17 protein-coding genes and 6 tRNA genes are annotated in these 22,635 nt (G+C 44.0%); 18 read left to right on the top strand and 5 right to left on the bottom strand.

What is annotated here, in order from left to right:
* A partial coding sequence (locus tag Q0438_RS02755; RefSeq protein ID WP_299187110.1) for a Fe-Mn family superoxide dismutase occupies nt 1-212 on the top strand: 212 nt, incomplete at its 5' end.
* Between the two features lie 784 nt (nt 213-996).
* On the opposite strand, the gene Q0438_RS02750 is transcribed toward Q0438_RS02755, so the two are convergent.
* From Q0438_RS02750 to Q0438_RS02735, 4 genes are all read right to left on the bottom strand, one after another.
* Nucleotides 997-2,208: a toxin-antitoxin system YwqK family antitoxin gene (locus tag Q0438_RS02750; RefSeq protein WP_299187107.1), complete on the bottom strand. Its 1,212-nt coding sequence runs from the start codon at nt 2,206-2,208 to the stop codon at nt 997-999.
* 162 nt (nt 2,209-2,370) lie between these two features.
* Nucleotides 2,371-2,883, bottom strand: a complete 513-nt coding sequence (locus tag Q0438_RS02745) for a DNA-deoxyinosine glycosylase (RefSeq protein ID WP_299187105.1) — start codon at nt 2,881-2,883, stop codon at nt 2,371-2,373.
* Nucleotides 2,884-3,230: 347 nt separating this feature from the next.
* Nucleotides 3,231-4,439: a molybdopterin molybdotransferase MoeA gene (locus tag Q0438_RS02740; protein ID WP_299187103.1), complete on the bottom strand. Its 1,209-nt coding sequence runs from the start codon at nt 4,437-4,439 to the stop codon at nt 3,231-3,233.
* 1 nt (nt 4,440) lies between these two features.
* Complete coding sequence (locus Q0438_RS02735; RefSeq protein ID WP_299187100.1) at nt 4,441-5,742, bottom strand: MFS transporter; 1,302 nt, start codon at nt 5,740-5,742, stop codon at nt 4,441-4,443.
* A gap of 104 nt (nt 5,743-5,846) precedes the next feature.
* On the opposite strand from Q0438_RS02735, the gene Q0438_RS02730 reads away from it, so the two are divergent.
* The 17 genes from Q0438_RS02730 (at nt 5,847) to Q0438_RS02655 (ending at nt 21,292) form a co-directional block, all read left to right on the top strand.
* The gene (locus Q0438_RS02730; protein WP_299187097.1) at nt 5,847-6,476 is read left to right on the top strand and encodes a non-canonical purine NTP pyrophosphatase; all 630 of its coding nucleotides are present in this window, start codon (nt 5,847-5,849) and stop codon (nt 6,474-6,476) included.
* Between the two features lie 74 nt (nt 6,477-6,550).
* Nucleotides 6,551-6,627 (top strand) — tRNA-Pro (locus tag Q0438_RS02725).
* A 5-nt stretch (nt 6,628-6,632) separates the two neighbouring features.
* Nucleotides 6,633-6,709 (top strand) — tRNA-His (locus Q0438_RS02720).
* A 6-nt stretch (nt 6,710-6,715) separates the two neighbouring features.
* A tRNA-Arg gene (locus tag Q0438_RS02715) sits at nt 6,716-6,792 on the top strand.
* A gap of 15 nt (nt 6,793-6,807) precedes the next feature.
* Nucleotides 6,808-6,884: transfer RNA gene (locus Q0438_RS02710), tRNA-Arg, on the top strand.
* Between the two features lie 50 nt (nt 6,885-6,934).
* Nucleotides 6,935-7,019: transfer RNA gene (locus tag Q0438_RS02705), tRNA-Leu, on the top strand.
* 14 nt (nt 7,020-7,033) lie between these two features.
* Nucleotides 7,034-7,108: transfer RNA gene (locus tag Q0438_RS02700), tRNA-Asn, on the top strand.
* Between the two features lie 369 nt (nt 7,109-7,477).
* Complete coding sequence (locus Q0438_RS11120) at nt 7,478-7,732, top strand: WG repeat-containing protein (protein ID WP_367178486.1); 255 nt, start codon at nt 7,478-7,480, stop codon at nt 7,730-7,732.
* Nucleotides 7,733-8,138: 406 nt separating this feature from the next.
* Nucleotides 8,139-10,835, top strand: a complete 2,697-nt coding sequence (locus tag Q0438_RS02695; RefSeq protein WP_299187094.1) for a DEAD/DEAH box helicase family protein — start codon at nt 8,139-8,141, stop codon at nt 10,833-10,835.
* A gap of 51 nt (nt 10,836-10,886) precedes the next feature.
* Nucleotides 10,887-12,095: a restriction endonuclease subunit S gene (locus Q0438_RS02690; protein ID WP_299187091.1), complete on the top strand. Its 1,209-nt coding sequence runs from the start codon at nt 10,887-10,889 to the stop codon at nt 12,093-12,095.
* The gene (locus Q0438_RS02685) at nt 12,088-13,521 is read left to right on the top strand and encodes a type I restriction-modification system subunit M (RefSeq protein ID WP_299187088.1); all 1,434 of its coding nucleotides are present in this window, start codon (nt 12,088-12,090) and stop codon (nt 13,519-13,521) included. Before Q0438_RS02690 ends, Q0438_RS02685 begins: the two co-directional genes overlap by 8 nt.
* Nucleotides 13,522-14,002: 481 nt before the next feature.
* Nucleotides 14,003-14,917, top strand: coding sequence for a DUF3137 domain-containing protein (locus Q0438_RS02680; protein WP_299187085.1), 915 nt, complete (start codon nt 14,003-14,005; stop codon nt 14,915-14,917).
* A 91-nt stretch (nt 14,918-15,008) separates the two neighbouring features.
* The gene (locus Q0438_RS02675) at nt 15,009-15,707 is read left to right on the top strand and encodes a response regulator (protein WP_299187083.1); all 699 of its coding nucleotides are present in this window, start codon (nt 15,009-15,011) and stop codon (nt 15,705-15,707) included.
* A complete protein-coding gene (locus Q0438_RS02670; protein WP_299187080.1) occupies nt 15,698-16,870 on the top strand; it encodes a PAS domain-containing sensor histidine kinase in 1,173 nt (390 codons plus the stop codon). Before Q0438_RS02675 ends, Q0438_RS02670 begins: the two co-directional genes overlap by 10 nt.
* 106 nt (nt 16,871-16,976) lie before the next feature.
* Nucleotides 16,977-18,371 (top strand): hypothetical protein, encoded by a 1,395-nt coding sequence (locus tag Q0438_RS02665; protein ID WP_299187077.1) that lies wholly within the window; start codon nt 16,977-16,979, stop codon nt 18,369-18,371.
* Between the two features lie 10 nt (nt 18,372-18,381).
* The gene (locus tag Q0438_RS02660; protein ID WP_299187074.1) at nt 18,382-19,533 is read left to right on the top strand and encodes an MBL fold metallo-hydrolase; all 1,152 of its coding nucleotides are present in this window, start codon (nt 18,382-18,384) and stop codon (nt 19,531-19,533) included.
* Entirely contained in the window at nt 19,526-21,292 is a 1,767-nt protein-coding gene (locus Q0438_RS02655) for a GTP-binding protein (RefSeq protein ID WP_299187071.1), read from the top strand. The genes Q0438_RS02660 and Q0438_RS02655 overlap by 8 nt, the downstream gene beginning before the upstream one ends.
* Nucleotides 21,293-21,489: 197 nt before the next feature.
* On the opposite strand, the gene Q0438_RS02650 is transcribed toward Q0438_RS02655, so the two are convergent.
* Complete coding sequence (locus tag Q0438_RS02650; protein ID WP_299187068.1) at nt 21,490-22,326, bottom strand: TIGR01777 family oxidoreductase; 837 nt, start codon at nt 22,324-22,326, stop codon at nt 21,490-21,492.
* Nucleotides 22,327-22,635: the final 309 nt, after the last annotated feature.

Below are 22,635 nucleotides of genomic sequence, written 5' to 3'. Positions count from 1 at the left end.
TAGCCTGCGATCTTTGGGAGCACGCCTATTATGCCGATCATCAAAATGCGCGCAAATCCTACGTGGAGAATTTCTTGCGCTTTGCGGACTTTGGCTTTGCAAGCGACGCCTACTTCCAGGCGAAAAAGCAAGGACTTGACTCCGTAAAGCTCTACATCAGCGAGCTCCACCTCGCTGCCTCCTCGCGCTGCGATTGTGGCTGCTGCGGATAGATTTAGGTTTTTGCTGCGCAAACTTTAGCGCTGCGGATTTTCGGTTCTCTATGCCCGCCGCGTGCTAAATTTCAAATGGCTACGTCTTTCAATGCCTGTATTTTGCCGCACGAATACTGCGCTATACGGCCTGTAGTGCTCTGAGAGCGCTCCCGGCTTGCCGCGCTCTAAATTTACGTAAATTTGATTTTGAACCCATTTGGCGTCCACGGATTAAAATTTAAGATTTTTAATTTGAAGCCCGTCTTGCTTAGACCCACGTTTGCCGTTCCTGCGCGCTAAATTTGAGCGTTCCTTCCTTTACAGCACTCGCATTCCGCCCTGCAAATACTGCGCCGCACGCACATTGAAATTTAACGCCCGAATAGCACGGCTTGCGAACCGTAGGATAAATTTAGCGAGATTTGACCATCGAATTTAGTCCTTTTGCGTTTAAAATTTTGACACCGTTTCGGCTTGAAATTTCACTTTAAATTTTAAAAATTTGCGCCCGTTAAAGCTGGCTCGTTACGCGGGAAAAACAAACTGTATCGAAACAATCTATGCCGCGTCGAAGCGATACCTGCGCCCTAAAATACAGCGTGGAATTTTAACCGCATCAGCTTAAATTGCGCGACGAGCTGCGCTGCACGAAACTTCGTTAATTAAAGCGCCAAGCCGTATTCGCGCGCTGTATAAAGTTACACTCGCCCAAAGTCGTGTTCAATCAAAATTCAAAGCCGCATCTGTCCGAAGCGCAAAACATAAAGCCAAATCCGTTTAAAATTTTAAAATTTAGCCCGCTTTACTCCCTTGCTAGCCCGTTTTTATCGGATTCATCGCTGATTAGCTTGCCCGCTTCGTCGTATTTTTTGGCGCGCACGAGCCTGCCGCGCTCAAACTCGCCCTCGGCTTCGAGCTTGCCGTCTGCATAGTAGTGCTTCGCCGTGCCCGTCTCCAGACCATCCTTGAACGTAACTCTAGCCTTGAGCGCACCGTTTTCGTGATATGTTTCATAAAGCCCGTGTTTGCGCCCATCTCTGAACATTACCTTCGCCGCAAGCGCACCGCTTGCGTAGTATTGCTTACTCGTGCCCATTTGCCTGCCGCGCTCAAACTCGTATTCGCCCTGCAGTGCGCCGCTTGCGTAGTATTCGCGCACGGCGCCGTCGCGCTCGCCGTCTTTGAAATTTTCGACTACGCGCGTTTTGCCGTCCTCGTAAAAATACTTCCAAACGCCCTGTTTGCAGTCGTCCTTGTATGCGCCCGTCTGCTTTAGCGCGCCGCTTTCGTAGTACCATTTTTCCGCGCCTTGGCGCTTACCCGCTTTGTATGTTCGCACGCCGCGCACTTTGCCGCTTTTATAATAATCCACGTCCTTGCCGTTTCGCAGCCCGCCCTTATACGGGTGGCGCGCGCTTACTTCGTCGCTTTCGTAGTAGTCGGTGAAAACGCCCTCGCGCCTGTCCGCTTTATACGCGCCCCGCTGCTTTATCTTGCCGCTTCCCTGATAATACAGCTTGTAAAAACCCTCGCGCTTGCCGGCTTTGTATTCGCTCTGCGATCTCAGCTCGCCGCCGTCCGCGTAGTAGCTCTTCGCGACGCCGTCGTACAGGCCGTTTTTTAGCGGATATTCGTTTGAAGGCTTATCTCTGCCGTCAAAGTAATCGCGCTCGCGCACCGCGGTGCCGTCCTTTACGTCGATCTCGCGAATTAGTGTGGGCGGTAACGGCTTTGCTCTGGGGTAGACGACGCCCATAAAATTTACGTCGTAAAGGTCTTCTACGCTGTAGTGTAGCACCTTGAGCGTCCCGCTATAGGGCTTGTCCGCTACGAAATACAGGCCGTTTTTTAGGACCGGCTCGGGCTGCATTACGATTTTTGGCTCCAGAGCTTGCGCGCCCAGCGCCAAAAGCGGAAGCAGAAGCAGGAACTTTAATGCGCTTGGAAAGCTAAAATTTCGCATTAAATTTAAGCCCAAATTGAGCGAATTTTGCGCGGGTTTGCGGGTTTTCATATTTTGCTTCCTTGTGGCTCGGTTAAATTTGAAGAATTTTAAAATTTGAAGCTAAATTTTAGATAAATCCTCGCGGAGTTTGGGCTGTAGATTTGATTTTCGGCGCGGGCGGCGCGCAAGCCATGCCTGTAAGCCTCTCTCGCTGTTTAATGGAGCCGAGCGTTAAATTTCGGCGCGCTTTAACATATCTGCGACGATCGTCCACTCGTGCACGAGCCTTTCAAAGCTAAAATTTGCATTCGCTGGGCTTGTAGAGGGTAGTTTGATCGACTCTTTGCCGGTTTCGTTTAAAATTTGAGTTTTTAGATATTTTTCGCAGATTTCATGCGCCTTGCCGCCGTTTGCGAACACCTGCACGATGCGCGCTCCGCTAAAGATCGGCTCTAAATTTGCAGGCACGACGGCGGTCATTTTGGCGTCGCTCGAGCCCTTTATCTCGCAGCAGATCGCCGCGTCGTAGATGGCGATGCCGCGGACGAGTAGGAATTTTATCTTTTCGTCCATGTTCGCAGGCGGCGGCGCGTTTAAAATTTGCGCCAGCACCCGCCAGAAGCGATTTTGCGGATTTGCGTAGTAAAAGCCTAATTTACGAGAAACGACGGAGGGAAAGGAGCCGAGGATTAAAATTTTAGAATTCTCATCGAAAATCGGCTTAAAAGGGTGAGTTTGGCTCATTTTGCACCTGTTTTGTATTCGCCGAAAACGCCCGCCGGAGCGGCATAAAATTTATCTTTCATTTTCGTTTTATCTTTTGTAAGTTTTAAAATTTCACCCGCAAAGCAGCTTGGAGCTGAAATTGCGCGGCAACAAAGATTTCAGCGCGCCTACTTGCTCCGATACGGCGCGCGGTAAAAAATTTTCTACTGAGCCTGCCGCGATGCGCGATTTGGGTCTAAATTTCAACTTTCCAAGACCACAAAGCAGAGTCTTCGCGGCTAAATTTAGCGCCTCGCGACGGCAGAATTTTAACTCCGCACGAAGCTAAAATTTTGTCCGCCGCAACCGCCTCCGAACCGCTCGCGCTAAATTTTAGGTACCGAAATTACGCGCACGAGCTCGCCTTTTTTGAGTTCTTTGACCTCTAGCGGCGCGACGAGCAGGACGCTATCGTCGTCTAAATTGTTCAAAATCGCGCTGGAGCCTTGCTTTTTGCTTTGTAGGCTAACAAAAAGCCGCCCCTCTCTGTTTTGCAAGATGGCGGGCATAAACTCAAGCCACGGCGTCTTTTTTACGTAGTCGTGATCCAAGATCGCGCTAAATTCCGTGTTTTCGCGCACGCCGAAAGATCTTTGCAAATATACGCGCAAAAACAAAATGCACGTAATGAGCGCCGAGAGCGGGAAGCCCGGGAATGCGAAGATATATTTTTCGCCCGTTTTGGCTACGCGCACATGGCGGCCCGGTTTGATCGCCGCGCCTTTCACGATTAGCTCAAATTTTGATTGTAGCGTGCTTTGCACGAAGTCGTAGTCTCCGACGCTCACTCCGCCGCTGGTTAGAAGTATGTCGGCGCTCTGTAAAGCCGATAAGATCGCGCCCTCCAGCTCTTTTTCGTCGTCGCGCGCGATCGGCATTATCATCGCTTCACAGCCCAGTTGCGTTACTAAATTTGCAAGCGCGATGTGGTTGGAGCTGTAAATTTGAGCGTCGTTTTCGAGCCTCTCGCCCAGATCCTTGATTTCGCTGCCTGTGGCTAGGATCGCTACTTTTGGGCGGACGAATACGCTTATGTGAAATAGCCCCAGCTCTGCAAGTAGCGCGATCTGCGAAAAGCCGAGCTTCGTGCCGCTACGAAGCAAAAGCTCGCCCTCGCGGTAGCTCTCGCCCGCCGCGCGCACGGCAAAGCCCGCCGCGACAGGCTTTGTGACGAGGATTTCGCCGCCTTGTACTTGCACGTTTTCGATAGGCAGAAGCGTGTCGCTGCCCTCGCACATGAGCCCGCCGGTGAAGGTCTTGACGCACTCGCCCGCCTTTGCCGCGGCGTTAGGCATCTTGCCCGCAGGCGTCGTGCCGACGATCTTAAATTTTGCCCCCTCGCTCAGATCCGCGCCCTTTAGCGCGTAGCCGTCCATCGCGGCAGTCGGGCGGCGTGGAGTGCTGAAAGGCGCTGCGATGTCGCTTGCTAAAATACGCCCCAGCGCCTGCGTGATCGCGACTTTTTCAATGCGCGAGGATTTTTGCACCGTGCTTGCGAAGCGCTCCATCGCGCTTTCAAATTTTTCAAATTCCATTTTAACCCTTTAAAGTTTTGTATATCTGCTCTTCGTTTGTTAAATTTGAGTTGAATTTAACGACTAAGTTTTTATCGGTTTCGTAAATTTCGATCACGCCGTTTTGATCTTTAAGCGCGGCAAAATCGCCGTTTGCGCCCTTTTGGAAGTATAAATTTTTAAAAATTTTAGGATCGGTAAGGCTTAAAAGCAAAATGAACCAAACGCAACCAAGCGCCGCAACCGCAATACCTAGGGCAAAAACGCCGATTTTACCGAAAAGTATGCCGCCGCAAAGTCCGCCGATAAAACTACCGAAAAATCCGAACGAATTAAAAATCCCGAGCGCGGCGCCCTTTTGGCCCGCTTTGGCAAATTTCGACGCGAGGCTTTGCATGATGGGTTCGTGTACGTTAAACCCGACGAAAAATATCATCACGCCCGCAATGAATATGCCCGCGGAATGCGCGAGCGCAAAGATCAGATAGGAAAGCACGAAAAAGCAGATTCCAAGGAGCAAAAGCTGCTTCGCAAGCGCCTTTTTTTCGCCGAGCGCGCCGCTTGCGCCCATCGAGGCAAAGCCGAAAACCGCCGCGAGCGCGTAAACCTTGATGAGGTCGTTTTTGCTAAGACCTAGCTTCTGCACGAGCAAAATAGGAATGAGCAAAAACGCCGTCGTCATGAAGGCCTTTTGGAAGAAATTCGTTAAATTCATCAGCATCAAATTTTTATCTTTTAGTAGCAGAGGAAGCGGTATTTTTTGTTTGAAAGAGCGGATCTGCGGCTCTTTAGGAATGACTAAGAATAAAAGCAGCAGACATAAAAACGTAAGCGCCGAGCTTAGATGAAAGAGGCTCGCAAGACCGTATTTTGCGCTCAGATATGGGCTTAAAATCATCGCTGCACCGAAGCTCACGCCTATCATCGCGCCCATTATCGCCATAGCCTTGCCGCGCTCCTCCTCGGTCGTAAAATCGCTTATCAGCGCCGTTGCGACCGCACCGACCGCGCCGCAACCCTGCAAAAATCGCCCAAAGATCATCGCGTGGATCTCCTCGCTAAATGCACAGACCGAGGAGCCGATAATAAATACGCAAAGCCCGATCGCAAGGGTGTTTTTACGCCCGATCTTATCGCTTAGCACTCCAAACGGGGTTTGCAGAATCATCTGCGTAATGGCGTAAATTCCAAAGAGTAGGCCGATGAGATCTTCGTTTGCGCCGCGCAAGCTAAGGGCGTAGAGGCTGAGTACCGGCAGCAAAATAAACAGCCCGAAAAATCTGGTAGCGATTATAAAACTAAGCGGCAGGACGCTTTTTAGCATTGTTGTGAACCTTAAAAGTATAAAATTTCTGGCGATTATAGCCAAAAATCGTAATGAATTCTTTGATTTTGGGTAAAATGGCGCATTAAATTTAAGGAGAGCGGATGAAAATTTTACTTGCGACGAGCAACAAAAATAAAGTAAAAGAGATAAAAGAATTTTTCACGGGATACGACGTGTGCGCGCTCGGCGAGGTGCTGGATCCTTTTGAGATCGACGAATGCGGCACAAGCTTTAAACAAAACGCGCTTATTAAAGTTCGCGCAGTGTATGAGGCGCTAAAGAGCAAAAATTTACAGAGCGAATTTTTTGTGCTAAGCGATGATAGCGGTATCTGCGTGGACGCGCTGAGCGGGGCCCCGGGGATATTTTCGGCGCGTTTTAGCGGCTCAGATGCAACGGATGCGAGCAATCGCGATAAATTAGCAAGCGAGCTGAGAGCTTTAAATTTAGACTCCTCATCCGCGCATTACACGGTGGCGATCGCGCTAAAATGCGCTCTGGGCGAGTTTTGTACGCACGGCTTTATGCACGGCACGGCGATAACGCAGCAGCGCGGTCGCAACGGCTTCGGATACGATTTTATGTTTATTCCGCGCGGATTTGACCACACGATCGGGGAGCTGCCCGCTGCGGTGAAATTTGAAATTTCGCACCGCACGAAGGGGCTGGCGCTGATGCAAATTTTATTGAAAAATTTAGAAAAACAGATGAGACTTGCTAAATTTCATTAAATTTAGAGCCGTAAAAAGCGGAATTTAAGAAAAAATATATATAATACGCTTTTCATTCAATCCACGAAAATCTTCGGAGCGTAGCGCAGGCTGGTAGCGCATCTGGTTTGGGACCAGAGGGTCGAAGGTTCGAATCCTTTCGCTCCGACCATTGTGGTGAGTTTAGCTCAGTAGGTTAGAGCATCAGATTGTGGTCCTGAGGGTCGTGGGTTCGATTCCCACAACTCACCCCACTTTATGCGCTCGTAGCTCAATTGGATAGAGCAACAGACTTCGGATCTGTAGGTTGAAGGTTCGACTCCTTTCGAGCGTACCACTGATTCGATAATTTGCGCTCATAGCTCAGTAGGATAGAGCAACGGCCTTCTAAGCCGTAGGTCAGAGGTTCGAATCCTCTTGGGCGTACCATATTAAGCTCATATTAAGAGCTTTTTAGCTAATATGCGCTTTCTTTTTTTGCGGATGTGGTGAAATTGGCAGACACACCAGACTTAGGATCTGGCGCCTCACGGCATGAAGGTTCAAGTCCTTTCATCCGCACCATCCATTCTACGCGTTCCGGATTAGCTCAGCGGTAGAGTAGGCGGCTGTTAACCGCTTGGTCGCTGGTTCGAATCCAGCATCCGGAGCCATCTATGGCTAAAAACCCCTTTAGAACCCCGATTTTACCGATATTTTAAGAGCTTTAAGTTTTCTTAGTTTTTGTATTTTTCCCCTTTATTTCCCCTTAGTTTATTTTTGTATTATATATTTTTCTGGATCGTTTTAAGGTGTTTTGATGTGTTTTATTTTGTAAAAATGATAATGGGCAGCCTAGTCTTAAATAGCCCCAAGAGTTACAATATCATTTGGGTGGCATCAAATATCATAAAACAAAACATTGTTTCTTAATATATTCAGCAGGTTGATATTTTGGTAAAACTACGTACATCATTTCATGAAGATGTGTGAAATGTAAATGCTCAAAGAATTACAGTATCAATACAAAATAATAAATAAAAATGGAAAATATGGCGCAGCATTTTTTGACAAAGTTATTACTCCTTGTGAGTATCAGAAAATTAAGGGCTTTTAACAAGAATGATATAGTTGTTCCGTTTGAGCTAGATGATGTTGGTTTCTTTATGGGGGATCTGTTAATAGTAGAAAAGAATGGAAAGAGCGGAGTGTGTGATTTACGGGGGAAACTTTTGATTCCTTGCGAGTATGATCATATAGATTATTGCAACGATTGGTCTGATAATTTACAATTATAGAAATAGACAATAAATGCGGTTTTTTAAATTATAAATGTGATATAGTTATATCTGTCCAATAGAATTATTTAACATACGTCAAAGGTGACCTATTTATGGCTGAAAAATACTCTAAATTTAAAATTATCAATTCTTATAATGATTTAATTTTTATCGTTTTAATATAATAGTATAGATGGTACCCGAGAAAATAATTAATAACAATTTCCATATACGGATCTACTCAAAATCACATCATTTCAAAAAACTATTATTAAAAGAAATGCAAAACGTATTCAGGCTATATTAAGATTGCTACAAAAAACTACACAACTTTAAACGACAACCAAATTTCTAATCAAGTATGTTTTTAAATCCAAACTATTTTTAGATATAATTTCCTTATTTTCAAACAAGAAGTTGCCAAATGAATCCTGAAGATATTGCAAGAGTAGATATTGACGAACTGCTTATGAGTGCCGGTTTTGCTATCCAAGATATGAGCGAATTTGATAGAACTGCGGCTCTTGGAGTGGCTGTTCGTGAATTTGCGATGAAAGATGGCAGCAAGGCTGATTATTTGATATTTATAGATGGCAAAGCTTGTGGCGTTATAGAGGCCAAAAAGAGCGGAATTTCCCTAAGTGGCGTAGAAAATCAATCAAATTTATACGCAAATAACCTACCAAATAGCGTGAGATACTATGCGCTCCCCCTGCCTTTTATCTACGAGAGCAACGCAAAAGAGATCTATTTTACCGATTTGCGCGATGAAACACCACGTTCAAGGCGAGTTTTTGCGTTTCATAAGCCCGAGTTTTTGCATAGCGTTTTGCAATCTAGCGACACCTTAAGAAATAGTTTTAAAAATTTACCCCCACTTTCAAAAGCAAATTTAAGAGATTGCCAGTTTGAGGCGATTACTTCTGTGGAAAATTCCCTTAAAAAGCTAAAGCCCAGATCACTTGTGCAAATGGCAACAGGCGCAGGCAAAACATACACCGCGTGTAATTTCATCTACCGGCTTATCAAATTTGCAGGCGCAAAAAGAGTTTTATTTTTGGTAGATAGAAATAATCTTGGCAAACAGACCAAAAAAGAATTTGAAAATTTCCACCTAATCGATGAAAATCGCAAATTTAGTGAAGTCTATATAGTCCAGCATTTAAGCTCAAATAGTGTCGACAAAGACGCAAAAGTAGTAATAACCACCATCCAAAGGCTATACTCTATGCTTCAAGGTGAGGCCGAATATAGCGAAATAGATGAGGAAATTTCGGCCTTTGAAACTAAGCCTTTAAAATTAAAAGAGATTGTCTACAACCCAAAGCTTCCCATAGAAACGTTTGATTTTATCGTAGTTGATGAGTGTCATAGGAGCATTTATGGCGAGTGGCGACAGGTTTTGGAGTATTTTGATGCATTTTTGATAGGGCTAACCGCCACGCCATCAAAGCAGACGCTAGGCTATTTTAATAAAAATTTAGTCTCGTATTATCCGCTTGAGCGATCGATCGCCGATGGGATAAACGTTGATTGCGAAATTTTTAGGATAAGAACAAAAATAGGCGAAAACGGAAGCATCATAGAAGCAGGAAAAACGCCTGTGATGGATAAAAGAACAAGAGAGCAAAGATACGAAAGCCTAGACGAAGATATGGAATACTCTTCAAAAGAGCTTGACTACTCGGTTTTATCGCCAAATCAGATCATAACCATTTTAGAGTGCTATAAAAACGCCATTTTCACTCAGCTATTTCCCAACCGCGAGCCAAATTTCGTCCCAAAAACTCTAATTTTCGCCAAAGACGACAACCATGCAGAAAATATCACAAGATACGCAAGAGAAGTCTTTGGCGAAGGGAATGAGTTTTGTAAAAAGATAACCTACAATATCGGCAACCAAGATCCGGAAAGCCTAATAAAAGCCTTTAAAGTAGATCCGAAATTTCGCATAGCCGTAACCGTCGATATGATAGCTACAGGCACGGACATAAAAGCGCTTGAAGTTATAATTTTTATGCGCGATGTAAAATCGTCAATTTACTATGAGCAGATGAAAGGACGCGGCGTTAGGACCATAAATCCAAACGACTTGCAAACCATCACTCCAAACGCAATCTCAAAAGATAAATTTTACATCATAGACGCGGTCGGCGTTACTGAGAGCAAAAAGAGCCTTTCCGCTCCGCTTGAAAGAAAAAAGAGCTTAAGCCTTAAAAAGCTTTTAGAAAACGTTGCAAAAGGCGATATAAGCGAAGATACTCTATCAAGCCTAGCGGGTAGGATCGTGCGAATAGAAGCAAACGCGGATAAAGATGATCTAGATCGTATCAAAGCCCTAATCGACGGCAAAACCCTATCAAACATAGCCAACGAAATTTTAGACACTCTAGATCCTGATAAAATTTGCAGTAAAAGTGACGATGAGATAACGGCTCTTAAAGATAGCGCCGTAAAGCCGTTTAATTCGCCCGCTTTACGGACACTTTTGGTTGATATTAGCGCAAAATCAAAAATATATATCGACTTAGTATCGACAGATGAAGTGTTAATCGCGGAATTTAGCATAGAAAAAGCAAACAAGCTAATAGCAAATTTCAAGGATTTTATAGATACTCATAAGGATGAGCTAGACGCCCTTAGCATCATCTACAGCGCGAGCTACAAGCGCGCACCGCTCACATATGCGCTAATCAAAGAGCTAGATAACGCGCTAAAAAGTTCGCTTTTATACCCTGAGCAAATTTGGGAGGCATTTTTTGTGGTGCAAAAAGAGAGAGTAAAAGTAAAAAAGGTGAGTATTACCGAGTGCTTAACAAATTTAATCCAGCTTGTAAAATTTGCTATCGGCAAAGACGCGGAGCTAGTCGAATTTAGTTCGGTTGCAAACGCACGTTTTGAGCTTTGGCTTGGCAGGCAAAAAAAGCGCGGTTTGGAATTTAGTACCGAACAGCTTGAGTTTTTGCGTCTTATTAAAGATTTTATCGTTACCAACTCTTGCCTAAACGCAAACGATATACAGGAGTTTTTAGGCGATAGGGGCGGAATTTTTAAGGCAAAAAAGATGTTTAAGGACTTTGAAAATTTACTTGATGAGTTAAATTTGGCGATAGTGGCGTAAAAAGGAGTGTTGTTTTGATTTTAAAATATATGATAAAAAAGAGACTATTTGATGAGAAATAAAATCCCAAAACATTGGCAGGTTAAAAAGCTCGGGGGAATTTGTGAGATTTTAGATAATAAGCGAAAACCGATTAATTCTAGCGAAAGAGAGATGAGGTTGAATTTATCAATGCAAAGGTTTCCTTATTTTGGAGCAACTGGACAGGTTGGCTTTATAGATGATTATATTTTTGATTTTGAAGCTATTTTACTAGGCGAAGATGGTGCGCCGTTTTTAGACTTTTTTAAAAAGAAAGCATATATAGTAAGCGGAAAATATTGGGTAAATAATCATGCTCACATTTTAAAAGCAATAAACGGGATTTCGACTAATCATTTTGTATGCTATTTTTTAAATTCTATTAATTATGCACCATATGTTTCTGGAACAACTAGATTGAAATTAAATCAAGAAAGTATGAAAAATATAGAAATTCCGTTGCCGCCGTTAGATGAGCAGAATTTGATTGTGAAAAAGATTGAGAGCTGTTTTGAAAAGATTGATTTTGCTATTTCAAATTTTAAAAAATCGAAAGAGCTTATTGAAATTTACAAACAATCCGTTCTGTCCCACGCCTTTAACGGCAAACTCACAAACTCAAATTTAAACTCGTGGCAGGTTAAAAAACTTGGGGAAATTTTTGATATTTTTCGCGGCGGTTCACCACGCCCTATAAAATCGTTTTTAACTGATGATGAAAATGGAGTTAATTGGATTAAAATTGGCGATGTAGGAGTAGGTTCAAAATATATAACTCAAACTAAGCAAAAAATACATAAAGACGGATTGCGCCAAAGCAGAGAAGTAAAAATAGGAGATTTGTTGCTTACAAATTCAATGAGTTATGGCAGACCTTATATATCAAAAATAAATGGGGCTATTCACGATGGGTGGCTAGTTTTTCAGCCAAAATTTGAAATTTCAAAAGATTATGTATTTTATTTTTTTACAAATTCTCAAACTTATAAAAAATTATCAAATTTAGCTGTTGGCTCAACTGTTAAAAATTTGCAGATTGATTTTTTAGGAAAATTTGAAATTCCGCTTCCTCCACTATCCGAACAAAATCTAATCGTCGCCCAAATAGAAAAACGCTTCAAAGCGGCGGATAACGCTCTAAATTTAATAGAACAAAATCTAAAAAAAGCCGAAATTTTAAAGCAAAGCATTTTAAGCAAAGCATTTAACGGTGAGCTAGTAAAGGATAAAAATGAGTGAAAACAACTTAATAAATAAAGTTTGGAATTACGCGAGCGTGTTAAGAGATAGCGGCGTTACCTATACAGATTATGTATCGCAGCTTACCTATCTGATATTTTTAAAAATGGACGATGAAAAGGTTAAAAATCTAGGAGCAAATTCAAAAATCCCGCAAAACTGCTCGTGGGAGTATCTAAATTCTCTTGATGGTGAAAAACTTGAGAGCGCATATACAAACGCCCTTGCCGTGCTTTCTAAAATGGACGGAATCATCGGCACGATATATCAAAAGGCGCAAAACAAGATAAATGAACCCGCCAAGCTAAAAAGAATAGTAAGCATGATAAACGATGAAACGTGGCTTGGGCTAAATGTAGATGTAAAAGGCGCGATATATGAAGGCTTGCTCCAAAAAAATGCGACCGAGAGTAAGAGCGGTGCGGGGCAGTATTTCACGCCAAGAGCGCTCATAGATACGATAGTAGCCGTAATGCGACCTAGCATAGATGAGAGCGTGTGCGATCCTGCATGCGGGACGGGCGGGTTTTTGTTAGCGGCTTATGAATATATGAAAAAGCAGAGTAAAGATAGAGAAAAACTAGCAAATTTAAAACAAAATTTACTAAGCGGAACCGACATAACTCCGCTTGTGGTGAGCCTTTGCGCTATGAATTTATATTTGCACGACATAGGCGCAGAGCAAAGCCCAGTAAAAGTCGGAGACTCGCTACTTATCCTGGGCGAGAAAAGATACGATATGGTGCTTACAAATCCGCCATTTGGCAAAAAGTCTTCAACCAAGATAATGGATAGCGATGGTGGCGTGAGCGTGGAGAGATATAGCTACGAAAGAGATGACTTTATAGTAAGCTCGTCGAATAAACAGATAAATTTTTTACAACACATAATGAGCGTGCTAAAAATAGGCGGTCGGGCGGCCGTGGTACTCCCTGATAACGTGCTTTTTGAAGGCGGAGCGGGCGAGAGGGTAAGGCAAAGGCTGCTTGGCAATTTTAGGCTACATACGATACTTAGGCTTCCGACGGGGATATTTTATGCGCAAGGCGTTAAGGCCAATGTGCTATTTTTTGATAAGGTGCATATTGGCGGCGATGAGTACGCGACGAAAGAAATCTGGATCTATGATTTTCGTACAAATCAAAATTTCACGCTTGTTACAAACCCTTTAAAAAAGGGCGATTTAGATGATTTCATAAAATGCTACAACGCCGAGAATATGGCCAAGCGCAAAGAGAGCGAGAAATTTAAGAAATTTAGTATCGATGAAATTTTATCGCGAGATAAGATAAATCTTGATATCACGTGGCTAAAAGATGAATCATTGCAAGAGCTAGAAAATTTACCTGAGCCAAAGGTTATCTTGAGTGAGATTATGGAAAATTTACAAACCGCTATGGGTGAGCTTGGCAAAGTAGATGTGTAAATAAAGTGCTCATAGCACTGGCAGGCATATGCTATATAAAACGAATTCTGCACGGCGTAATGATGTCTTTATGTTTTTAGGCATCTATAATAACCCACTTTGATGTTGAGAGCTTTTAATGTAGGAAATCAACCAGCTGGAATGTCGCTCGCTTCGCCACCAATGTAGCTGCTATTAAATTTAACTCAAAGGATCAAGTTCTTTCTAAGACAAATAAGAGTTTTAGTTTTGTGACGACATGGAAGTTGGATTTGAATATTATGGACATTTACTGTTATTTGCATAGAAATTTATCTTAAAATATTATGGCTCAAGATAAGTTAAAACTCCTTTGAAAGTTTTTAACTTATCTTGAGCCTTATTTTTTTGCGCTACAAGGTGCAGTATTAAAACAATACCCAAAACCGCCGCTCTTTTCAAGGCTTGATTTAGCCGCTTTTTTCGCTATAATACGCATCAAATTTCACGCCTGGGGATGATCATGAGCCTTGTTTCTTACGAATTAAAAAAGCAGAAGCTGGATGGAGCGCGCGATTTAGCGCTTTGGAAGGTACGCGGCGGCGTGGCGGCGGTAGTGCTAGCGCTGTTTATCGTTATGCGCAAGGATTTCGGAGATTTCTCATTTATATTTTTATTAGTACTGCTGGCTCTTGCTTATCCTACTTACAAATACCTAGCCGTGCGCATTTCGCGTAAATTTGAAACGCTCAGCGAAGAGGCTTTTAAAAACGAATTTCTGCTCTGGATCGCCAAAGAGCTGCGCCTTACTTTTCAGCCCTTCGGCGCGTTTTTGCTCGATGAAATTTACAAAAACCCGCTCCGCAAAGAGGCAAATCTTTGCACTTGCAAGCATGCGATAGTGGGCAAGACGCCCGAATTCAGCATAAAAATAGGCGATATCTGTCTAAGCCGCGACTTCGACAAAAACAGAGAGGATCGGGTCTTTGAGCTGGATAAAATTCTGCATCTCAAAAAAAAAGACGATACCGCGATCTTCGACGGGCTTTTTGCAAAATTTGATTTTAGCGAGACCTTCGATAGCCAAATTTTAGTCGTGCCGCGCGGGGAGTTTATCTTCGGCGCATCGAATCTCAAGCTGCTAAAAGATAGCCCGCATTTAAGCGCATCGTTTGACGTCTATCTCAATAACCTCTCCGCCGCCGCCTTTTTGCAGAACAAAAAAATTTTAGAAAATATGCAAACGATCACCGTAAATTTGTTCGGTAAAACCGAGCTTTACCTGGGCGAAAACAGCCTCGTAATCGGCGTTGAAAATAGCGAAATTTTTAAATCTGCGCCGAGCTCGCAAAGCGCAAAGCTGCTCGAAAGCCTAAATAAAATGATCGAGATCGCTAAAATTTTTGCTTATCTTAAAAAGCTCGGGCAGGTGGAATAAAAACACTCGGTTTTGTAAATTTAAAACAGGGTTGCAGCACGCGAAATAGAATTTACGATAAGGGATAAATTTAAAAAGGAGGGGCTGCATTATGGATATAAACGAAATACAAGCTCAAACTCGCAGTATGCGCGCCCTATATGTCGAGGACGATAATGAGGTAAGGCAGCAGACCGCAAAAATTTTAAAACTATTCTTTCATCAAGTTATCGACTGCGGCGACGCGCAGGAGGGCATCGATAAATTTAAAGCGGGCAAAATTGACATTGTTTTTACCGATATCAATATGCCGGGCATAAACGGGCTTGAGATGCTAGAGCGGATCAAACAGATCGATCCTTCGGTAAAAACGGTCATCTTCTCAGCCTACGATGAGTCTAAATTTTTTACCAAAGCCATATCCATCGGCGTGGACGGCTACATACTAAAGCCTTTTACGACCGAGGATCTGCTAAGCGTGCTTGAAAAAATCACGCAGAGCATCGAAACCAAACCCGCAAAGTCCATCTATCTAAGCGGCGATTTCGTGTGGGATAAGCAGAGCTCGAGCTTATCTAGGGCGGGCGAAATTATCAAACTAACCAAAAACGAAACCTCATTGTTGCAGCTGCTTTTAAGCTCCAGCGGGCGGATCGCAAGCGGCCTTGAGATAGAAAACGAGCTGTTCGAGGACTGCGACGAGTATGACGATAAGCGGGTAAGAAATATCATATCCAGATTTCACCGAAAAATAGGCTACAAGCTGATAGAAAACATCTACTCGCAAGGATACAGAATAAAATGGCGATAGTAGACATCAAGAAAAACCATCAGAGATTTGAGACGATATTTTCAAATTCCGGCGTCGGCATCTTCATCGTGGACAAGAAAAGAAACATTATGGAGTGCAACGAGACCTTTTGTAAAATTTTCGGCTACGAATACGACGAGATCATCGGCAAATCCGCTCAAACCATACACCTAAGCGAGGAAAAATACCTGCATTTCGCAGATATCGCCTTTAATAAAGTAAGAAAAAACGAGGCTCTGCAGCTAAACTACGAGCTAAGGCACAAAAGCGGCAAAGGGCTGTGGATTAGAATTTCGGGCGACTCCATATCGGGAAACGACGAGGTGCTTTGGATAGTGGTGGATATCACCAAAAGGGTGATGGCGGAGAAGAAACTAAAACAAAGCAGGCTGAAGGTCAAACGGCTAAATTTAACGCTCAACCACGAGATCGAGGAGCAGCTAAAGCTCATAAGGCGCCAAGACGAGCAGCTGCAATATCAATCAAGGCTTGCTCAGATGGGCGAAATTTTAAATATGATAGCGCATCAATGGAGGCAGCCGCTATCTGCTATCTCGGCTACGGCTTCATATCTTAGCGCCGGCTGCTTGATGGCGGATAAATTTGACAAAACGGCTCTTTTGGAGGAGCTCGGCAAGATCGAGCAGTACTCCAAGCACCTATCCGAAACGATCGACGAGTTTAGAAATTTCTTTAAGCCCACCAAAATCAAGGAAGTTACGAGCCTGGAGGAGCTTTGCAATATGGCGATAAATATCGCAAAAGCGATACTGCAAAATCAAAAGATTAAAATTTACGCGAAATACGGCTGCAACCAGACTCTGCTCACATATAAAAACGAGGTTTCGCAGGTTATTTTAAACATCATAAAAAACGCGCAGGACGCCTTTTTGGAAAGAAATATCGACGACGGCGTTATCGAAATTTCAACCTATATCGAAAAATCTTATCTTTGCTTAAGCGTAAAAGACAATGCAGGCGGCATCAAAAAGGAGATCGCGGATAAAATTTTCGATCTGTATTTTTCTACCAAAGCCAGCAAAAACGGCACCGGCATCGGGCTATATATGTCAAAGATCATCATCGAAGATCACTGCAAGGGCTCGCTCGTCGTAGAGAGCCTAAAGAACGGCTCAAATTTCATAATCAAACTTCCGAAATGAAGCTTTTCTGAGACAATTTAAAATTTAATCCAAATTTACGCTACAAATGGGCTGCACTCTTTTTATATAATTTAATAAAGATTAAATTTTATGTAAGGAGGAAGCGATGAGCGAACCTGAAGACAAAATTTATCTGGAGGAGCGGAAGCTTGTTAGAAGGTATTCTCCGCTCACATCGGTGCTTGTAAACACCCTGTTTTTATTCGTGGTGTTTTACGCATCGTGGTGGATCTTTCAAGATCCTAGAGGACTGATGAGGATGTATACCCCTTACGTGGGATATATGTGGTGCAGATGGCTGCTCGTGGTCATCATCTGGATCGCGTATATTTTTGATTTTTGGCCATTCAAAAGAGAGTGGCTCTATACGGCGGGGCCTGCGAAAAAGGGCATTATCTTTACGGTGATGGTATTTTTTACCTTCTTCGTATTCTTAAAGATATTCTTCGAATTTATTCTAGGCGAGCTTGCCATATCGTATTTTAGTCCGCGAAGACTCGCGGAGCTCGGTATAACCGATTTTTACGCGCTTGAGTACTCGGCTCAGGCTATTTTGATGTTTGCGGCTATCGCGTCGTGGCTCAGTCCTTCTTGGGTGGTGGCTGCGGATAATTCGCCGTGGCAGAAGCTAAAGCAGCCCGTTAAAGGCTTTACTGTTTTTATCTGGACCTTTTTGCTAAGTATGATCGTGTATTTCGTATTTTTCCACTCGCAAATGGGAATTTTATTCGATCCGTGGCAAAAATACACATCCATTACTCCGCCTTGGTGGCACAACTTCGCCGATACGGTGCACGGAAATTTCAATATCGCATGGATTATGTGCTGTACCGTTATGGTCTGGGTGTATGAAACCATCTGGGAGAGGTATCCTTTTAGCCTTATTAAGACGAACTGGCTTAGAAGGACGGCGTCGTTTTTCGGCATTATAGCGATGGCATTTTGCTTTTCGTTCTTCTTTTACTATCTGCAAGAGCTCATCTGGGGCGTGCATATTAGAGGCGACAGGAGGCTTTTTGCGCCCGATTGGCGATGGCTGCACGTAGGCGAGATAGCTATATTTTGGCTCGTGCCGGTGCTGTTTATTAAATTTTACTGCAACAATGCGGTTAATAAATTCTCAAAGCCCGTCAATATCCTTCTTAGAACGATCATAAGTATGACGGCGGCTATTGTTCTATACTACGTATATTATCAGGTCTCGCACTTTTTGCTAGGCACTCAAAAAGGCTTTTCGCATCCGCAACAATTCCCGATGATTCCGATGATCTGGTTTATCAACGTCATGCTGATAAATTACTGGTTTATGGATGGCTGGCCGGGCTGGAGGCTTGCCGGCAAGAAAGAAGAGGCGGATGAAGCGGGCGAGGAAGACGATTTTGGAAATAAAAATTCCATCAAAGGCTTAGTGGTAGGCTTTATCATAGGCGTGATTATCTATCTCGCCGTAATTTATCTAGCGCCTGTCGTGGGCAATATGCTTACAATTTTTAATAAATAAAGGATCTGAGATGAATGAAGCTAGAAGAGATTTTATAAAAGGCAGTGCGGCGGGAATAGGACTGGGCGCACTCGCATCGATGGGAGTGTTTTCATACTCTCCTGCGAGAGAATTTTTTCTTCCGGATGAAGTGCGAAAGATGACCGATTTCGGCGCGATTAAAAGCGTCGAGGTTACTAATATCTCCGAAACGAGCTGGTTTGATAACTCGATGCTGATGGGAGATATTAAGGGCGCAGGAGGACTTTTGGTGGATCAATATCTTTTTAATTGGCCACCTTTCGGTAATGGAAAAGGGCTTGCCAAAGGAAGTTATAAGGAGGGAATGGAAAAGATTAAACATCTATTGCCGGATAAAGTAGATGAGGCTTGGGAAGTTACTAAGGGTCTATCTGTAAATCCCGATAATGCAGGCGGATATGCCGCATTAATTGAGATAGAGCGGCTAAACGGCGAAAAGAAAAAATACCTATTAGATTGCGGATGGTCATATAAGTGGATGCATGAATGCTTTAAACGAGAGGGCATAGACAAGATGCTTACATCAGGAGAGATCGATACTATCATCCTATCTCATGAGCATTTTGATCACTTTTGGGGGTTGCCGGTAGTATTAAAATACAAGCCGGATATTAAGATTATTATCCATGAAGGATTTTATCCGGAAGGCAGGCAGTATATCAAGGATTCAGGTCACACCGGAGAGCTAGTGGTCTTTAAAAAGGGCAAAAACGAGATAGAGCCGGGAGTTTGTACATTTTGTTACGATTGTCCTATAATTAGCCGCGTCTTTGGCGAACAATCAATATTCGTAAATGTCAAAGACAAAGGTCTTGTGAGCATTACGGGATGTTGTCATCAGGGTATTATTACATTCTCTGATTCCGCATACAAAGAGCTAAAATACGATAACGATCAGCTCTATGGTCTTTACGGCGGACTTCATATCTCGCCGTTTGACGACTGGGATCCAAAATATGACGATCTGGTTATCGGACTGAAAAGATGGAACTACCAGGTCATGGCGTGCAACCACTGCACTGGTCTGCTTACCGTGCAAAAATTCGTCCGCGAGGGCTATCCGATCGTAAAAGGCACGGCTAGATTTAGAACCAAAACGTCCGATTATCTCGGTAACGGCGATAAGGTTAAATTTGGATAGAAGCATGGAATTTCAAGATATTTTCCCTTTGAAATTTAAATACTCGTTTGAGGATTACAGGTCGCTTATGAGATGTATATTGATGAAGTCTCTTTACGATAGCGACGTAAAATCCTCAAGCAGGTATCAGGGGATGTATAAGGGGAACTATTTTAATGAATGCTGGAGCATCAAATTTGGCTTTTACAGCGGAATTTACGGCATCGTTTTGCGGGAAGTGGAAGAGGGCACGGGCGTATTTGAGCTTTATTATTTCCCCTCCGCAAACGATGAGCTGCTCGGTAGCGTCTCGCTTTTTGAAGCCGTTTTAGCCGGAGAGCCAGAGTTTTTGACGAAGGTGCGAAATTTCTCCGCGCACGAGGAGCTTTTAAATAACTTCGGCGTCGCTACGATCTATTTAAAGCCGCAAGAGCAGGGCTTGACGCTATCTTTTAAAACGAAGCTCAGAGATAGATCGTACGCAAAGGACGGCGTGTGCATAGAGGGCAAGCAGATCATCGCAAAAGAGGGGCTAGATAAAAATTTCCCCTGCTTTAGGGTATCGCTTGCGTTTATGAACTTTTTGCATATCGCGCTTTGTAAAATTTACGAGCCGCGCTACGAGAGCTTTGAAATTTACAAAAAAGCGGCGCACGCCGTGATCTACGACAAAGATCGCAACTTAAAAAGCAAAGAAGATCCGCTCTGCGGCGAAATTTTTGTAAATTTAATCTACGGCAAGGATGCGGACGACGGGCGCATTAAATTTAACGATAAATCCTTTAAGAAGCTGCCAGGCTCGGCGCCTTTGTTTAAATTTCTGCTACGCTTAGCTAAAGAGGATAAAAAGCAAATTTTTATGCAAGGAGGCGAGCGGCCGAATTTTTTCATCATCACCGGCTATCTGGGCTCGGGCAAGACGAAATTTATTCAAAATTTCATCGAGCACGAAACGGCGCAAAATAGATTTACCGGCATCATCCAAAACGAGATCGGCAAAATAGGCCTCGACGGCGCGCTGCTGGACGCCAAATACGCGCTCGTAGAGATTGACGAGGGGTGCGTTTGCTGCTCTATGGCGGGGCAAATCAAGCTTGCGATTTCGCAGCTCAAGCCTAAAAAGCCCGACAGCATCGTGCTTGAAACCACCGGCGTCGCCAATCCTTTCAATATCTTAAGCGAGCTAAACGAGATAAAAGACGCGGTCAATCTATGCGCCATCGTCACAGTCGTCGATGGGGCGAATTTTTTAAAAGAGCGGGGCAGATCAAAAATAATGCTCGAACAGATCAAGGCTGCCGACGTCATAGTGCTCAATAAAATCGATCTGATCTCGCCCGAGCAGAAGGAGCGGATACGACAAGCTTTGATCCAAAACAACCGTTGCGCCGAGATCTTCGAGACGGTTGGCGCCGAGCTAAATCCAAACTATCTGCTCTACCGCCAGAGCGACACCTCCTATATGGCGTCCGTCCTGCTCGAGGGCAAGATGCATGCTACGCACGAAGATGAGGGGATAGTCTCATTTAAAAAGGACCTTCCCGAAGGCATCGATAGGCAAAATTTCATCAAATTTATGAGCGATATACCGGAAAATTTTTACCGCATAAAGGGGCTTGCAAGCTTCAAAGGCGACGAGGCGCAATACGTCGTGCAGTTCGTAAACGGCAAATTTGAGATAACGCCTTTTAGCGACTGCAAACGCTGCGATAATTTTTTGGTCTTTATCGGGCGAGGGATAGATGAAAGCGCTTTCTCGACCGAACTTTTGAGGGCATAGAGGGTAAACTTGTGTGTATTTTGAACGGCGATGCGGCACGACTTTATAAAAACGATAGAATGCCGCCGCCAAACATTAAATTTAAACACAAGTTGACTCGAACTCTTGCGGTAAATTTCCCGAATTGATCGCTGCGCTGGGATTTATGTAGTGCGCTGCTTGCTCTTGAAAGTCCTTCGGGTCGTTTGCTCTACTTTTTATCCCAAAATATCCCGAAGCGCCGTTTTTAGATCGCTAAATTTAAAGCTAAATCCGCTCTCTATCAAGGCTTTGGGATAGACTTTTGCACCTTCAAGCAGTACGCTTGATCCCTCGCCCAGCATCAAATTTAGCGCAAATTTAGGCACTTTAAAAAACGTCGGTCGCCCTAAAACTTCGCCTAAAATTCGAGTAAATTCGCCGTTTGTGCTAGGTTGCGGCGAAACGAGATTAAAAACGCCGCTTTGACGGTTTTGCAATGTAAATTTAAACGCCTCTAGCAAATCAGCGATGTGAATCCAGCAAAACGCCTGCTCGCCGCTACCGATCTTGCCGCCAAGACCGAGCCTAAATGCAGGCAGCATCTTAGCTAGCGCGCCGCCTCGCCCCAGCACTACGCCTAGGCGAAATATCGCCGTTTGTGTCTGCGCTTTAGCGGCCTCGCTCTCCCATTCGCATGCTAGCTCACCCAAAAATCCGCGGTCAAATTTGACCGAGCTCTCGTCGTGACTAAGCCCGTTTTCATATACCCCGACGGCTGAAGCACTGATGAAAAAGGGCTGATTTTCTAGCTCGTTTATAGCGCCGACTAGCGCACGAGTCGTCTCTATCCTGCTTGCGCGAAGCTGCTTTTTATAGGCCTCGCTCCATCTGGCCGCGATAGAAGCGCCTGCTAAATTTATAACCGCGTCGCAGCCTTTGATGAGGTTTTTGAGCGTGTCTTTGTCGGCATAAGCGGCTCGCGGTATGGCTACGACCTCGTGCCCCTGGGCTCTAAAAAAGCGGCATAGCTCGCCGCCGATAAATCCGCTTGTGCCGTTTACGGCTATTTTCATGTTTTGCCTTTTTGATAAATTTGCTTTGACGCGTGCGGTCAAATTTGACGCGGCGCAGTGTTAAATTTGGCGTCAAATTTAACGCTCAAGCTGTTTCGCTAAAATTTGACGGCAGAACGAGGGCTTAAATTTGCCGTCAAATTTACTTTCTAAAATACTCTTTCACGCCGTTTTCGCCCTCTAGTTGCGAGCGTAAATTTTCTAGCGCGGCAAATAAAATTTACTGACACCCCTCACACTCGATCGAGCGATCTGCGACGTTGTTTAGCTTCTCGCTATCGGGGCTTTCGGAGCGTAGATAGTAAGTCG

The organism is uncultured Campylobacter sp., assembly GCF_938030785.1.
Classification (GTDB): Bacteria; Campylobacterota; Campylobacteria; order Campylobacterales; family Campylobacteraceae; genus Campylobacter_B.
This window is presented reverse-complemented; position numbering and strand designations above follow the sequence as displayed.